This is a genomic window from Psychromonas sp. Urea-02u-13 (assembly GCF_002835995.1).
GTDB lineage: Bacteria > Pseudomonadota > Gammaproteobacteria > Enterobacterales > Psychromonadaceae > Psychromonas.
On the sequence record NZ_PJBZ01000063.1, the window covers coordinates 1 to 16,812 of the forward strand.

General features: G+C 35.3%; 13 protein-coding genes. 11 read left to right on the forward strand and 2 right to left on the reverse strand.

Translation table 11 applies throughout. The features are described 5' to 3' along the window. Positions 1-783: 783 nt before the first annotated feature. From CXF74_RS11245 to CXF74_RS11270, 5 genes are all read left to right on the forward strand, one after another. Positions 784-2,790, forward strand: a complete 2,007-nt coding sequence (locus CXF74_RS11245; RefSeq protein WP_101082540.1) for an MORN repeat-containing protein — start codon at positions 784-786, stop codon at positions 2,788-2,790. A 1,105-nt stretch (positions 2,791-3,895) separates the two neighbouring features. Then, on the forward strand, positions 3,896-4,477 hold the full coding sequence (locus tag CXF74_RS11255; RefSeq protein ID WP_101082542.1) for a hypothetical protein: 582 nt from the start codon (positions 3,896-3,898) through the stop codon (positions 4,475-4,477). Positions 4,478-4,611: 134 nt separating this feature from the next. After that, positions 4,612-5,448, forward strand: coding sequence for a hypothetical protein (locus CXF74_RS11260; protein ID WP_101082543.1), 837 nt, complete (start codon positions 4,612-4,614; stop codon positions 5,446-5,448). Between the two features lie 582 nt (positions 5,449-6,030). After that, positions 6,031-6,474 carry an Rrf2 family transcriptional regulator gene (locus tag CXF74_RS11265; protein ID WP_101082544.1) on the forward strand — a complete coding sequence of 148 codons (444 nt, stop codon included), beginning with the start codon at positions 6,031-6,033 and terminating at the stop codon, positions 6,472-6,474. Between the two features lie 25 nt (positions 6,475-6,499). Continuing rightward, complete coding sequence (locus CXF74_RS11270; RefSeq protein ID WP_101082545.1) at positions 6,500-7,693, forward strand: NnrS family protein; 1,194 nt, start codon at positions 6,500-6,502, stop codon at positions 7,691-7,693. 457 nt (positions 7,694-8,150) lie between these two features. Here CXF74_RS11270 and CXF74_RS11275 read toward each other — a convergent pair whose 3' ends face one another. Together CXF74_RS11275 and CXF74_RS23015 are read right to left on the reverse strand one after the other, a co-directional pair. Further along, entirely contained in the window at positions 8,151-8,351 is a 201-nt protein-coding gene (locus CXF74_RS11275) for a hypothetical protein (RefSeq protein ID WP_101082546.1), read from the reverse strand. Between the two features lie 607 nt (positions 8,352-8,958). Beyond that, the gene (locus tag CXF74_RS23015; RefSeq protein WP_332870271.1) at positions 8,959-9,096 is read right to left on the reverse strand and encodes a hypothetical protein; all 138 of its coding nucleotides are present in this window, start codon (positions 9,094-9,096) and stop codon (positions 8,959-8,961) included. A 267-nt stretch (positions 9,097-9,363) separates the two neighbouring features. Between CXF74_RS23015 and CXF74_RS11280 the strand changes: the two genes are divergently transcribed. The 6 genes from CXF74_RS11280 (at position 9,364) to CXF74_RS11305 (ending at position 16,485) form a co-directional block, all read left to right on the forward strand. Then, positions 9,364-10,560 carry an EAL and HDOD domain-containing protein gene (locus tag CXF74_RS11280; RefSeq protein ID WP_198552838.1) on the forward strand — a complete coding sequence of 399 codons (1,197 nt, stop codon included), beginning with the start codon at positions 9,364-9,366 and terminating at the stop codon, positions 10,558-10,560. Between the two features lie 519 nt (positions 10,561-11,079). Next, on the forward strand, positions 11,080-11,346 hold the full coding sequence (locus tag CXF74_RS11285; protein WP_101082548.1) for a hypothetical protein: 267 nt from the start codon (positions 11,080-11,082) through the stop codon (positions 11,344-11,346). A gap of 5 nt (positions 11,347-11,351) precedes the next feature. Further along, positions 11,352-12,062 carry a DUF1266 domain-containing protein gene (locus tag CXF74_RS11290; RefSeq protein ID WP_101082549.1) on the forward strand — a complete coding sequence of 237 codons (711 nt, stop codon included), beginning with the start codon at positions 11,352-11,354 and terminating at the stop codon, positions 12,060-12,062. A gap of 482 nt (positions 12,063-12,544) precedes the next feature. After that, positions 12,545-13,441 (forward strand): AraC family transcriptional regulator, encoded by an 897-nt coding sequence (locus CXF74_RS11295; protein ID WP_101082550.1) that lies wholly within the window; start codon positions 12,545-12,547, stop codon positions 13,439-13,441. 157 nt (positions 13,442-13,598) lie between these two features. Continuing rightward, positions 13,599-15,692, forward strand: coding sequence for a TonB-dependent siderophore receptor (locus CXF74_RS11300; protein WP_101082551.1), 2,094 nt, complete (start codon positions 13,599-13,601; stop codon positions 15,690-15,692). Between the two features lie 40 nt (positions 15,693-15,732). Next, positions 15,733-16,485 carry a siderophore ferric iron reductase gene (locus CXF74_RS11305; protein WP_157822389.1) on the forward strand — a complete coding sequence of 251 codons (753 nt, stop codon included), beginning with the start codon at positions 15,733-15,735 and terminating at the stop codon, positions 16,483-16,485. Positions 16,486-16,812: the final 327 nt, after the last annotated feature.

A 16,812-nucleotide genomic window follows, 5' to 3' on the forward strand; every position in this document is an offset into this window, starting at 1 on the left:
TTTAATTGACGCATGCCTTTATTTAAATTAGCATCAAGTGCTTCTATCAATAGGTGATAGTGATTGTTCATTAAACAATATGCATGTATCACCCAGTTAAATTGAGTGCAAAAATCTTAGTCTAAAATATTAAATCATGCACGATGAAAGACCTGCCCCGAATGGCACTGCATTAAGCTATAAACGCAATATTTTCAGGATATTAAAGATCAGACTAAATTGAATGCCTTTGGTAAATCAACTTAAAAACATGAACTTAATGAGTTAACTTGAATTCTCTCTGTCCTTGTAAAGCCTATTATCTATAGCTTTTAGGCTTAATGCAGTGCCATTCAGACCTGCCCCCCTGCGGTGCAATAGGCACATGAATATTAATCTTTGAAAATAGTCGTAGTTTTTTTCGTTTCTGTGGAGGCTTGTTCTGTTGTTTAAGCGATGAGCTTGCTGGTTCTTTTTTGGTTACTTGTGATTTCTGTTTATCAGCCATAATTCCCACTTATCAAAAAACTATAAAACATAAGATTTATACAAAGTAGAAATATTTACCAGTGACAGCATACTTATTACGCGCTTTTTACCTAATATGCTACCTAATACATATAACGTCCATCATAAGTTCAACCTATATTTTCAACATCCGAAAAAACAACATTAACATCATCAAGTTATATGATGGCTATCCGTCATGGATCACTAAGGTTATCATAGCCCACCATTATAATTTGATGTAAAATTTACCATGTCAAAAACATGCCCCCCATATATATTCAACAATAGGTTCTTATGAAACAGTTCACAGTATTATCCTTAGCCTGCCTCACAAGTTGTTTTTTTAGTCAATATGCACTCGCTGAATGTATTTCAGGTGATTGCGTGAATGGCCAAGGCACTTACCTTACAGACGATGGCCGAAAGTACGTAGGACAATGGAAAAATGACACTCAAAATGGTTTAGGCACTTTTACATGGCCGGGTGGCGATAAGTATGTAGGCTTATGGGAAGACGGGAAAATGAATGGCCATGGTGTTTTTAGTGGCCTAGCAGGTTGGAAATACGACGGGTTATGGAAAAACAGTAAAAAAGACGGCCAAGGCACTGATATATCAACAGATGGTAGCAAATACGTTGGATTATGGTTAGAGGGTGAAAGGCATGGTCAAGGCACCTCTACATATGCAGATGGCGAAATACACACAGGCCTCTGGAAAAATGGGAAAATGCACGGTCTAGGCACATATAACTTTCCGAGTGGTGATAAGATTGTTGGTTTATGGAAGGATAATATACAAGATGGTCAAGGCACTTATTATACGTCTAAAGGCCTTATAAAAAATATAACCTTTGAAAATGGCAAACTAATACAATCAAGCTTTACTTTACCCAGTAAGGCTTGGTTTCCAAAAAACATAGATAAATCAGCTTTTTTAGGTCTGTATAAAACCAGCAATAACGAAACACGCTCAGAGCTTTATGTACTAGAAGACAATACTTTTTGTTATACCTTTATGGGTGGGTCTTTAAATTTAATGGTTGCTGGTAGCTGGGAACAAAATAAACAGCAACCCAACAAAATCCAACTAATAGAAACAAAATTAGATAACAATATTCACCTTGCACACGGGTATTACTTTAACCGTCTTGATAACAAAATTTCTGTCACAATCAATGGTTATAACCTTGATGACATCAATACCCCAGTTTTTGCTTTAAGCCAAGACAACACACCACCCACTACATTTAGACCTTTGCTACCCCAACATAACAACATCGGCCGATCAACATATGCAATCCCCCTATTTTCCCCTGCAGAAGCGAAATATTTTTACCTTGGCAGTATTGAAACGAGCAGTACCGACAATGTCTCTCAATTACAGGTAACACAATATGAAATTGGCAGTAATGATACTTTCCAAATAGCGTATGACACTAAAAAAAGTCGTTTTCCAAAGACATTTGACGCGCAATTAACGGCAGCGGGATTACTGATAAATGACACGCCAACAGACAGCAAAACGAACCTATTCCCAGCAATGGTAACAGCAGTAAAAGATCAATGTATTAACCCTGTTAAACAAGAAGAGAGTGATGAAACAATAAAATGGGCAACATTAACAGCGAGCAATCGCTTTTATTTAGATGAAAGCATTATTAGCCAAACGCCTCATTTCAGTAAAGACGATGGTGATGAAGCACGACGTGCTAATGGTATTCATGAGTTGATAGAGGATGAAAAAAAATTATTAGCCTTTCACTATGAAAAGGCGAAAAAAGATCCCGCCGCCTTTAACGAACTGTTATTCGTTGCAAAAGAATTGCTACAAAGAGAAGATCGAAAAAATATCTATATGACAGATATCAATATGAAACTTCCGCAGTTATTAGTCAACGCACTTCAACACGGTGATATTAAATCAGCAAAAGAGCAATTTAATGCTTATAACAAACAGATTCACCCACTCGTTAAAGACAGCACTAATAGACAGGCACAATATGCGATATTAGTCGTCGCTAGCCAAGGTGCCGTTATTTATGGCGCCACTCGAGATGAAGCTATATTAACAACGCTACACGACGCGTTACTGAGTGTAGATTTCGATATAAAAACCACAAAAAACGCAACGCTAGTGTATAACTTAGCCTGTATTTATTCTTTGAGTAAAAATAAACCCGAAATGCTAAAAGCGATTACAGCGGCAAGAAAAATGAACAAAAAATCCGAACTGTTTTTAAAAGATGGTGATTTCGCATTTTATATCAATGATAGTGATTTTTTAAGCGCGATACAGTAAGAGCTTACCTATAACTTCTAATCTCTAACCCATAAAACCACTACCTACAATCTCCACTACTCTATGTTGTGGAGATTGTAGGTAGTGGTAACGTAAATCTTCACGAGCTTTGAACCAGCTTAAGCAGTTAACCGGTTCACCGGTTCACCTATGTTGAGTTCAATATGCCCTACTGTACCGATAATGATTACTGCAATCGGCTGGTGGGTTTATCGGGAGCGCTGGTATTTAAAGGACCATTGGATAAAGGACTTTTATCATCAAAGCCTGGTAATGCCTGTAAAATATCACAGTTAAGTCAAATTCAGTTTAGTCATGTTTCTATGACAACATTGGCCGCAAAGCTAAAACAAGGCATCGCTTTGGGTTGGGTTGGCACCAAATGGTAAGAGACGATATCGCCAATGGCCAGTTATGTAAATTAACCGACAAGGAAATGAGTACAACTTATAATTATTACCTTGTTGCACCAAATCGGTCATGGAAAAACAAAAATTTTAATCGGTTTTCAGCGTGGTTTAAAGAAGATATGCGCCTTTAATCAATACCACTTTTAAGTTCTCAACTATTTTTATTATGACAATGTTATTTAACAGGAGTTGATGTAAAGGCTAACTCGCAATCGCCCCATTGCGCCTTAGAAACCTATAAAATAGAGGAAAGTATAATTATGTGAACTCATAATTATAATTAAAATAGGATCGAGTAATATAATGATTTGGGCTTAGAACGGCATCCAAACAAGAATGATACATTTACGCTTACAAAACAGCCTACTAATGTTGTTTTTTTATCTACGGTTTTATCGCTAATATTAAACAATCAACTAACGAATTTAAGTGGTTCGTAATGATTTTATGATGAAACAGCTATTTGTATAATGGAAAATGACCATTTAACATAACAGTCATTTTGTACATGCTATTTATTGGGAGAATAATATTTATTTTCTTTCACTGACTGTGAATGAAAAAGGTTGGGATTATCACATAATGTGTAATTTAGGCTTGTTTTTCATATCTTTTTTTTGTTTTTATTTTATATTTGTCGGCGTGCCAATAAAAGTAAAACAATTAAACCTATCAACAAAGAAAGGATTTTTACAATGAAAAAAATATATACCTTGGTTCCACTAATATTTATGACATTTTTATCTACATCAGTTTTAGCTGGAGTTTGTACTTTAAACCTTGTGAAGGAAGATGGAAATTTTTTACAAGGTGATTATGGCCCTGATGGTCAGCATACATACAATGTAACTATGCCATATACAGATGGGTTTTATCCTAATAGGTGGACCAGTAGTCAGCCTAAACCTAAGCTACCTCTTAGTAATTGTATTACTTATAGTGGCGCTCCAGCTAACGCAACAATACAAAAAATTACGATCAATTATAAATTTCAAAGTGCTAAATTAGTTGCAGACTATTCAATGCTATTGGAGTTTTTAGGGGCAAATAAATATGCGATAGAATTCAAGCGAGGTGGTGGTGCCAATAGAACGGTAGAAGGATTTAAGGTTTTAAATAACGTAAATGGCAAAAAACTAAGTGAAGTAGAATTGCAAATACGGGCTCAAGTCACAAACCCTGCAATTACCAATTCTTGTGGAAAGTATATTTCAACAGATCAATGCAATACTGGAAACGCGCGTTTATCAGAGTTTTCTGCCAAAATAGAATGGTAAATCTAAGCGCTTTGATGAATAAAATGACACTTGCTGTTAATTGATAATATAGCCTCTCATCCAAGATCAAATCCAACATAGTTGAGAGGTTTTTATTATGGCCACTTTGAATAAAGTGACTCCAAGGAGAAAGTTTGAATAAATTATCGTTAATAATCGCATCAGTAGTATGTTTATCTGCATGTAGTGAAGATGGCTCTAGTTCACCAGATACAACACTTGCCACCTCTTATACCAGAGTAACCACAGACCAGCCTGATCCAACACAATACGAAAATACAGTTCACATCGTTTATGCTGTGCCATCAGGGAATGAAGATAAAGAGAGAGATAAAAGCTATCAACTTCAAAAATCAATTATTGCGGCTGATAAATGGTTTTACGGAATATCGGGAAAACAACTTAGGCTAGACCTGCAAGATAACGGTGATGTAGATATTACTTATTGGCCTATGACTGAAACTAACGCAGAGCTTCATCAATATCAATGGGGGATGCGTGACAAAATCGTAGATAAGTTAAAACAAACGGACTGGTATAATCCCGATAAATTATATGTTATTTACTTTGAAGGATCCCATTACCTAGCATGTGGTGATAAAGCAACCAATGGTGGTCACGTGATTGAATTATATTTACAAGATCCCGAGCCCAATGCTGGATATGTTTGCTCTACAGATTCGTTCACTGCCAATGAACATGTAAATGGTTTTAACGAATATTTATTAATTCACAAAGTTATTCGTGTATTAGGAGTTAATGAAGAACCTACTGATACTAATACTGGTAATGACGTGATGTCTTATCCACACAGCATAGTCGGAGAACTCTGGGCACCTGAGTTTGTTGATTTTAATAATGATGATTACTTTATGCACTCTGACACTAATAAAGTAGATATTCTGTATAGCGCATTTTTATTACCTAATGATGGCAGTGAACTACCACCTAACTGGCGTGATAACGACTAGCGTATTTACCATAAAACCCGTTCTACACATGAATATTGAGGCTACCTAAATGGTGGCCTTTTTTGTGTCTAGCTGTAAATTCGCTAGGGCGCTTTGTGCCCCATAGCACCTTACAACACCAAAAAACATGTGATCTACATCACAAAAACCAAATCACTTCATTTAGCTATCTAGGCTTGAAAAGAGCGCTAAATTGGAAAAGCGTTTTATACTAAAGAAATTCATAAAAACACAAAATTTTTCATCTGCTATTTAAGGTTAATGTTGATAAGTTAACTATTGATTTTAAGTGGTTTGTTTTTTTTAACATTGAAACCGTTATTTATGTAAAAGAAAGTCGTTACTTAACATCAAAGTCATTAAACGCATAACTTGGAGGCTACCGTGAGCTAAGTATTTGTAATTAATGTCTTGTATTTAAAACGCAAAAAAATTCAGTTGTTCCCCTCCCTTTTAGCATATCTAAGCACGTTATTTTAAGCACTTCTTTAAGCAAGTAATCAGCGCTGCTTAATAAATTTATTTACACACAACCTTAAAGATGTAAAATAGATGCATCTTTAAGGTTACTAGGCCAATGCCATGCATATCACACGTTACACTGACTATTCATTGCGGGTATTAATTTATCTCGCCATCAATAATCAACAACTCAGTACGATTAATGATATTGCAAAAAGTTATTCAATTTCTAAAAATCACTTGATGAAAATTGTGCAACAACTTAGTCATCGTGGTTTTGTATTAGCGATACGAGGCAAGAATGGTGGCATTAAACTTAACCGGGCTGCTAATGAAATTAATATTGGTAATTTGGTACGCGAAATCGAAGATAAAAATAAATTAGTAGAATGTTTTGGTGGAGATAACCAATGTGTGATCACGCCAAGTTGCCAACTAAAGAAAATATTTGCTCAAGCGCAAGAAAGCTTTTTTAAAACTTTAGATGACTACACTCTTGAAAATTTGGTTGGCGGACAATACAAAAATACGTTAACAGAATTGCTCATACAGGATGTGTCGTAAAGGCCCCCCATTTTTTGGAGAAACAATGCTTAATATTTCAGATCCGAACAAATCAAAAGATAAACAGCAAGCACTGCCATTTTTAGATTTTGCTTTTCGACCTTTCTTTTTGTTTGCCGCTATTTTTAGCATGCTGAGCTTAATTATTTGGAATGGTGTTTTGACTGGTTCCATTAACATTAATTTATACGGTGGCAGTCTTTGGTGGCATATCCATGAGATGTTATTTGCTTTTTCTGCCACCGTTATCGTTGGTTTCTTATTAACCGCGGTACAAAACTGGAGTGGCATACGTAGTTTAAATGGTAAAGCATTAGCTGCATTAGTCTTAGTCTGGTTAGCTGCCCGCATTGCCTTTTTCTTACCTGAGCAACTACCAAATAGTCTTATTATTGCTTTAGACATGGCCTTTTTACCACTGGCTGTGATCGCTTTAGCGAAACCTATTATTCAAGCAAAACTATGGCGTAACCTATTGTTCATCCCTATTTTACTGGTGATGGCAACCACCAATGGTTTGTTACATTACAGTGCCGCGACTTTTAACCCCATATTGATGGGGCAAGCATCCACTTTTATGGTGTTATTAATCACCTTAGTAATGTGCATTATGGGCGGACGTGTATTCCCAATGTTTACAGCTAATGGTACAAAAACACCGCGTGTTGATGCGATTCCTACACTTGAAAAATTATCGATTACTAGCATCTTAATCGCCGTTATTGTCGGGTCTGGTTTTATCGAGTTACCTGCGCCTATTGTTGCTAGTTTGTTTATTGCTGCCAGTATTATTCATGCATTTCGTGTCTATCGTTGGAAGTTTTTAGTGACCCTTAGAACGCCATTAGTGTGGTCACTACATGTAAGTTATTGGTGTATTGCGATTGGTCTGTTAATGTTTGGTTTATCTGAAATTACTCATGTGGTCAGTCATTCTCAAGCTATCCATACGTTAACAATTGGCGCGATGGCAACCATGATTTTAGGCATGATTTCACGTGTATCACTAGGGCATACAGGTCGTAATATCGTGGTTGGAAAAACCATGAAAATTGCTTTTGTAGCTATTATTTTCGCATTTATCGTGCGTGTATTTGGTCTGTACTTTATTGCCAATTACAGTCATGTATTGTCATTGGCTGTTGCACTTTGGGTGATTGCTTTTGGTTGTTTTGTGGTGTTGTATTTACCCCTTTTAATCAAACCTAAAGCGTGTTAGCACAAATTAATAAGGTTCTAAACACACCTTAAGTTGTTTAATACTTAACTTTTAATACAGTAACTGGAGAATAAAATGAGCTGTTGTGGTGGATGTGGCGGTACTGGCCATGAAGAGAAAAAGAAACAAGAAGAAACAAAAGAAGAGCAAGAGTAACTCGCTTTTTTAACCAATAAAATCCGGTCAATATTTATTGACTGGATTTTTTTACCTTATATTCTCAGTAAATTTCGAGAGGGGTCAAGATTTGAGTTAATAGCTTTAATTTCTCTTTTAGTTCATTACCTGAATCTAAACGAGCCTTTAACTTTTTATTACCTGATTGATACAGCTTTTATGGATTAAGGAGTCAATCTCATCAGGTAAATAATGGAAAATCCTAAGGCGCTTTGTGCCCCAAAGCGCCTTAGAAACTAGCAGTGTTGGCTAATGTCTTAGCCAGTTTATTGCTATGACATTACTCTGACATTGCTAGTTTGCGCTTATCAATAATCTGCTGAGCATGTGTTACTACAGCTTCCATAGAAAGCTCAGTCGCTAGGTATCTGATGCGGTACAGAGATATTAGTGGTAAATCTTCTGTAGGCTGATCGAGTAAGGCTTTGAGTTGGTTTAGTTCACTGTTCGGGTTACTTTCTTGGTTCTTTAAACCTGACATATTAAGTTGGTTCCTTATATTGTTGAAATAGTTGTCCCATAGAGGGGATAACACATGGTGTACAAATCAGTCTGAGGTGCGACAGCGAGGTTAATCTTAATAGACTGATTACGCACTAAACTATTATAGTTCCTCATACACGGTCTGTACTAGCGTAAATATTTTAAAGTAGTTATTTTAAAATAGATATAAACACCGCATGGTTGTGACTATTTTTAATAGCCTGTCATTTTCTCAACTGATTTTATCTTACTACTACAAATAATAATAGTACGTGGTTGTGCAATCTTAAATTAGCCGGGTGAAATGGTACAGTAATTTTATCCACTCATGTAACGTACTGTTATCTGAAATTTTGTTCCCCTTGGCGAGTTACAAAGCTAAGTCACTACCGCCCCCAAAAGCGCTTTAGAAACTATAAAATAGTGGCCAAAACCACTTAGACACAACACTAAAGCTGTCATACAAATCATTCAAAATTCACTTGGTTTTATAGTATTAACAGGTATTGTAAAATCAACGAAATTTGAACCAAAAACAACTCGGAATTAAAGGTAACCTATTGATGTATAGATATTAAATAAACCGCACTCCATAGATAAACTTGTTATTTTAACTTAAGTTGACAGTACCTTCGCGGTGTTGTTGCTTCACCCTTTAATAAGCGCTGAAAGAACCGCATTGTAGTCTTCTTATCTTTTCGTCTCTGAACTAAAATATCAATCTCATCACCATCTTGAGCTATTACTCGCCAGAGCTAATCCATTACTCCACTTATTAGTTCTGTTTGAAAACCTCGCCTTCTTAATTTCATATCTTCTAAAACTTTACTCATATTTTAATCTATCCAGCAACAAACCCAAATGATAAACTCTTATAATGGCATTATCTTGTTCGATTTATTTATTGTTTGTCGATGAAAAATAAGGTTAGCTCATGACTTTTTCCATTTTTAAAGTCACGTATGGCGTTAATTTAATGGATGTTATCATTTAGTTCAGGAGAACCCTTTATGTTTGGGGATGTAGTAAGACAACCGATATTAGATAAGAATTTAAACTTAATTGCGTATGAATTCTTATTTAAGGAAGGGGTAAAAAATTCCTATCCTCTCGTTGATAATGACTCCGATACAATTCAGCTTTTTTCCGAACATTTTTTTTCCTCCGCATCTAATATTTTAGACAATAAGCTAGGGTTTATTAATTTTCCTTATCAAAGTATTCTTGGCGAAATTCCTAAGATGTTTCCCAAAGATAAAATGGTCATCGAAATTTTAGGGAGTTATGAAGCAAGCGATATACTTTTTAATCAAATTGAATCTTTAAAAAATGATGGTTATATCATTGCGCTAGATGATTTTATCCCCGCTAAAAAATGGGAACGATTTTTTCCATTTGTAGACATTATTAAATTAGATACAACGTTAATTTCTATTAAAGAATGTATTCCCTTTATTAATCGATTTATTAACAGTGATATTAAATTTCTTTCAGAAAAAGTTGAAACTTATGATGAATATCAGGATGCTCTTGATGCAGGTTTTGATTATTTTCAAGGATATTTTTTTAGCAAACCCAAAGTTATTAAGAAACAGGTTATTTATTCATCTATTGTCGCTTTAACTGAGTTAGCAAATATAATATCGAAAGATCAAATTGATTATTCTGCAGTAGAAAAAATTATTACATCTGATGTAGCTTTGTCATATAAATTACTTCTACTTGTTAATTCATCTTCAAATATAATTGCCAAAATCACTTCATTTCGTCAAGCGATTTCTTATTTAGGCGAAAAGAAATTACGACAATTTGTAACTTTTATTCTTATTTCATCCGTACAAGAAGGTAAACCTGAGGCTTTGTATCGTTTATCGATTCAGAGGGCACATTTTTGTGAGTTGATCATGAATAACGATAAGCAACTAAGAGGCAAAGCTTTTTTGATAGGGATATTTTCTTTATTAGATTCCATATTAGATCAACCATTTGATGTCATATTGAAAAAAATATCTTTCGATGAAGAAGTGAAATTAGCTTTACTTTTTAGAGATGGAAAATTGGGTAAGCTTTTACTGTTGGTTATGGCATATGAAAAAGCTGATTGGGATGTAGTTCAAGAATTGAGTCTTTATTTGGGTTTGACGAAAATAAATTTGGCTGGATGTTATCAAGATTCGTTAAGTTTGACTGACGAATTATTTTCTTAGGACTGTTTAGATGAAATGGGGTGTAGTGGTCAAATAAATCTGGCCACAAATTTAGAATTAGTCTTCATTTTTCTAACTCGCTCTGTGTCCCTTTCCGAGTGAGAAGCTACAAATCCGAGACCAATAGGGTCATGCCTTTCATTTGCACTATCTCACTTATTGCTACAATCCGGCTTACTACTGAATAATGTATTTTGAAATATTTTCCAATCACTTTCATTGTGTCCCCTCCTGACTGATAAGCTTTAACAATCACTTCATTGCGTGTTTTGGAGTGCGACAAATATTCACTAGAGTCGTAGCTGATTATTAAAAACACAAAATGAAAGACCTGCCCCTCTGCCCCCAGGGTGTCAATTCAACGTAAGTCATATAACGATTTCTACAAATATAAATTCCTTCGAAAACAGTTTTATTTAAATTAATCTTCAATATGCCCCAAATTGTTAATTTTTTAAGTTAGTAGTGCCTTATGATAATTATCATAAGGTCGAATTTGTAAAAAGGGAATATGGAAATATGGGAACAATCGAAAAAATCGAAAGTTTTTTAGAAAAGCAAAACAACATATGGGTACCTATTCTAGGCGCGGCATTGATTATAGTCGGATTCTATGTTTTTTTTGATATGAAAATTCAAGAAGAAGCAGGAATACCAGTAAAAATGAAACGAGCATATCAATATTTATACGATTTTGGTGGGAAATATCTCATTTTAGCACTATTTGAAAGTTTGGGAATATTTGCTCTTATTTCAGGAATACAACAATTAAGGAATAGGATCTAATTATAATGAATTATTATGTTATTGGTGGAATAGGCCTCATTTTTACGCTATACATCACTTTTGTACTCGCCTACGCAAGTAAAAGAAAGAAAAAACAACTAGAAAAGTTTAAAAACCTTAAAGCTCTCAATAGAAACGAGAAAAATGCTTTAGTCTTTGGTGCTATTCTATCGCTTCATAGAGGCGAAAATGTTTTAGAAATGAAGCCACAAGGTTCAATCGACCTCTATATAAAAGGACTTAAAGATTCTTGGGACATTGCAAGCAAAGAAGAAGCAGTTGAAAGAATTAGTACCTTAATTTCTTTAGATCGCAGTAAAGAGTTGGATTCTTATTTACCAGTATCTTCTTCCGATTTGATAAAGATTCAAAAGGAGATAGCAAAAGGATTAAAACTAAAAATAGAAATAGTAGAGCTTACAGATTCAACATTTTCTTGGGATATTTGTAGGTCAATATCCTTAACTAAATGGTGTTTTTGGTGTGGTTACCTTTCAGAAGAAGAGTCTTGGCAGTTTATTAACCAAGGGGTTAAAGTGGCACAAAATTTAGGTTCTACTTGGGAAAATTACACAATATCTTTCCTTCTAGGAAGAACGATGCAAGGGTTTTCTTTAGAAGATGTGATTATAGAGTCTGAACAACTTTTGAGTGGAAAAAACTTACTCGGAAAGCAAGAGTTCTTAACAGTATATACAAAATTCCCTTTTAAGTAGATCTAGAGAGAATAATAAGAATGCTAATCGGTGATACTCATATTTTTTTACTCACAAGGTAATTCAGAAGTGTTACCGATAACTAAAATTGGCAACTCTTTGTAAGTTACTAACTCGCTTTTGGCGTAAGCGACTTAGATGCTCTGCATTTATCGTAATACCCGTTAAACACACAACTGAAGGCTGCCTAAATGGTGGCCTTTTTTGCCTGTTGCAGTGAATTCCCTAGGGTACAACGTCCCCTTTTCGCCGCAGAAAACTACAAATGAGTGGCCATTATTACTAAGCTACTAGGCTTTCTTATTCTTGTATTTTTGAACTAATATGTATATTTTCAATACTGCTAACTGTTCATTAGTGAGCATAATTTCGGGTACTATATAAAATTAACTGATCATCAGATATAGGATGTTCATCGAAACTTTATACATGTGAGTAGCAGGATAATTACTCATTAATTAACAAAAAGGAAAACATATAAAATGAAAGAAAGCGCCCATTTCACAAGAATAGAGCGTATTCTTGAGTACATACATGCTCACATTGATACCCCTTTAACCGTCGAACTATTAGCCCAAAAAAGTTGCTGGTCTCGCTGGCAGTTGCAACGCACCTTCCTCAAAGAAACAAATCAAACAGTGGCTCAATATGTCCGTGAAATCAAGCTTAGTATCGCAGCTGAAAAGCTTATTTTAAGTAAAGATCGCGTAATGGATATCGCACTGAATTGTGGTTTTAATTCTGAAGTTAGTTTTAATCGTGCTTTTAAACAACTTTTTCAATGCTCTCCTAGTACCTACCGAAAACGCGGTCAACGCATTGGTTTAAAAATACCATTGGCGTCAGCAATGCCAATACACCAAGCCTATGAAGTAAAAAAAATATTATTACAAATACGCTTTGAACATATTGAAGGATTTCATTTTTATGGTGTTTGCGGAGAGATACAAGGTTTATTCTCTAAACAACCCAATTATAGCGATGCTATACCGATTATTTGGCAAAAAATGATTAAATTTACAGGGCTTAAACCTCCTTTTAAAACACCCGTTATGGGTATTGTTGATACAAGAGAAAATAACAATCATCTATCAACTCTCTATTGGGCTGGTGCTAGAGTAAATACTGAAAAAATTAACAGTTTAAAAGCAGAAAATTTATTATATATACCAGAACAAACTTATGCGGTTATTCCTCATACAGGGGTAGTTACTCATCTTGATGCTACTTTGAAATGGTTCCTTTCCACTTGGCTGCCACAATCAGATTATCAATCTGCTAAAGGTTTTGATTTAGAGATGTATCAAGCTGGTTTTGATATTCACAGTAACGAATCAACAATGGAATGCTGGGTACCAATTCAACGTAAGTCAATATAACGATCTCTACGAGTAAAAATGCCTTCAAAAAATAGTTTTATTTAAATTAATCTTAAATATGCCCCAAATTGTTAATTTTTTAAGTAAGTAGTACCTTAGAATCCATTTGATAATGATTCCCATTAACCAATGGGTTGTTAAATAATTTGAGGTACTCATGAACAAGCACTATCATAAATCAATTCTTTCACTTTCAATTATCGTAGCTATTGCTACCCCTTACACTGTAATCGCAGGAGAGCAGAACTCACAGTTAGAAAACATCGACACTATAACGGTAAAAGGAAAGACCTATCGAAATACTGCAACAAAGACAGTACTAGCGCCCGAAGAAACCCCACAAGCAATCAATATAATTGAAAGGGAGCAGCTAGAAATTCGAGGCGTTAAAACCCTAGGTGAAACATTAAAATATACACCAGGTATTACGACTAATGGCTATGGCTCAGAAGCTACATTCTTAGATGTATTTAATATCCGAGGATTTAAGGTTAATCAGAGTTATTATAATGGTGTCTCCCTGCAATCATTATCTGGCTGGAATCTACAACCACAAGTTGATCCCTTTGCGCTTGAACAAGTAGAGGTATTTAAAGGACCTACATCAGTTTTATATGGCGCGATGCCTCCTGGTGGGATGGTGAACTTAATTGGGAAGACACCACAAACAGAAAATAAGACTACAATTGGCGCTTCTGTAGGCACAGACGATTTAAAAGAGTTTTCTATTGATTCTACCGGGCAAATTGGTGACAGCAATTTAAATTACCGCTTGATCGGTTTAGCACGTCAATATGATACACAAACTTCATTGTCTGGTAATGAACGTTATGTAATTGCCCCCTCTATTGATTGGAATATCAGCGACAACACATTATTAAATGTGAATTTGTATTATCAGAACGATCCTCAAATAGGTAATAACACTGCAATGCCAGAGTCGGTATTACTGGATAATGACAGTAGTTATTCTGTTGGAGATAAAAATTGGAATGAAACACAGCGTGAGTTTGTATTAGCAGGTTATAAACTTCAGCATGAATTCGATAACACACTGACCTTTATGCAAAATTTTAACTACATGAAAGGTGAATTTGAGCAAAAAAATTCATACATCTACAATTATGATCCAGCCACTGGTGATTTAGGTCGTGCACTTTATTCTACAAAAGAAAGCGCTCAAGGTTTTGTTTTTGATAACCAATTATCAGCCAATATAGCAACGGGCGATGTTTACCATAGTTTATTAATCGGTGCTGACTTCCAAAAATTAGATGGTAATTCTGAATATGCAACGCACGGTGTCTCTACTTTTAATACCTTTACACCTGATAATAATATGATTGATGCCAACTCATTAACAAAAACAGCTTATTCTGATGATGATATCCACAGTAAACAAGTAGGTGTATATGCACAGGATCAACTGCAATGGGGGAGCTTAATCGTTATCGCTGGCTTACGCTTTGATCAATTCAATGCCGATGGCACGTCATACGGAACGGCTTATGAAACAGATGAAGCGAACCTTTCATACCGCGTTGGTGCATTATATGAATTTGAAAATGGAATCTCACCCTTCCTCAGCTATGCCACCAGCTTTGAACCATTAAATACATCTGGTTTTGAGCCTGAATTAGGTGAACAAGTTGAGCTTGGTTTAAAATATATGGCAGATGATGGATCTATTTCAGGTTCAGTTGCTTTGTTTAATATTGTGAAATCAAATGTTGTTACCGTGGACCCTGAGACTGTTGGTTCTGGTTCTTTTAGCTACCTACAAATAGGTGAAGTTACATCACAAGGCGTAGAATTTGACAGCAAGTTTCAGCTAACACATTCATTAGACCTTTCTGTGAATTATACTTATTTAGATGTTGAAGTAACAAAAGATACTTTATTCGACGGAACGACTCCAATATATAACCCTGAACATTCAGCAAGTTTATGGGTAAATTACCGCGCGGATGAAGGTGTACTAAATGGTGCCCATATCGGTAGTGGTATTCGTTATGTCGGTGAAATGCAAAAAAACGCAGCCAATACTCAAGGCATGGTGCCTGATTACACCATTGTTGATTTGTCAATTGGCTATGAGTTAGGTAATGCATTACCGTCGTTAGATGGGGCAACAGCCAACCTGATTGTGGGTAACTTATTTGATGCTGACACCTACGCTTGTTATGACGAAGGTAACTGTTGGAACAATGCTGATCGTAGTGTTGAATTAAAAGTAAATTATACATTCTAAATTGAAAGGCGGTGAAAACCGCCTTTTTTTGACTATGACTATGACTGATACTTCAAAAAACGCACATGAATTAACTTCAATATTAGATCTATGCCGGGAGGTTATTCCCTATCTAGATGGAAAAATTGAAAAAAACTCACCTTCCCCATTATCACAGCAGATTAATAATAAATGGCTTATTGGTCATGCCCAAGACTATTTAACAATTCAAGCGCTAAGGGATGATCTAACAAAACAACACCCGAATGCGGGCGATGATTACTTAAAAGCACGCACTTGGCACCTTCTCTGTTGGCAACCTATCTACATTACCTTTATTAGCATTTACGGTTTACAACGGTTACCAGATTTCACCGGGTTTAAACAGCAACGCCAGCATAATGCAATTGTTGGCTTTATATTTCAACGAGATGAATTAACAGCGGGTTCTACTGAGCAACTGATCCCTCTCGCAGCGATTCAACTAAAAGTATTATTTGAACATTATCGAACTCAATTCGATTCATTAGAACGTTGTCGTCCGGGTTATGCAGGTCGGTTTATTGCAGACTTAATATTAGGGAATTTACTTAAAGTAAAAGAGATAAATCCCAACTTTAATGATCAATCAGTATTATCAGATGCAGCATTATGGCTTAACAGTATGGATTTACCGGAAAAATTGATTAACTCTCTAACAATTAAAGAAAATCAACCGATCAACTTTATCAGAACAAGCTGTTGCCTAGCAGATAAAATTAATAAGAAACTCTGTACCGATTGTCCTAAAGCACATAAAAATAGTAACCGATAAAGATCCTAAATTAATGGCGGTTAACCAAAAATGACAGACTCAACTATCAGTTACTACTATGTTCACTTTCGGAAATTAGCGAATCAGCCAATTTTTACTAATGGAGACGCTTTAGAGACATACGATTTGGGAAATAAAATAGATGACATTTGTATGCATATAAAAAAATGATTAAGTCAATAGCAATGAGGCCTAATCCGTACATTCCATTTAAAACTATGCGCCATAAAACAAACAGGAAAATTTTATTGTTTAATTAGATGATTTAACGGGTAAATAACTACACTAAGTTTTTATAACAACATTATGCAAAAATAAGGGAAAACT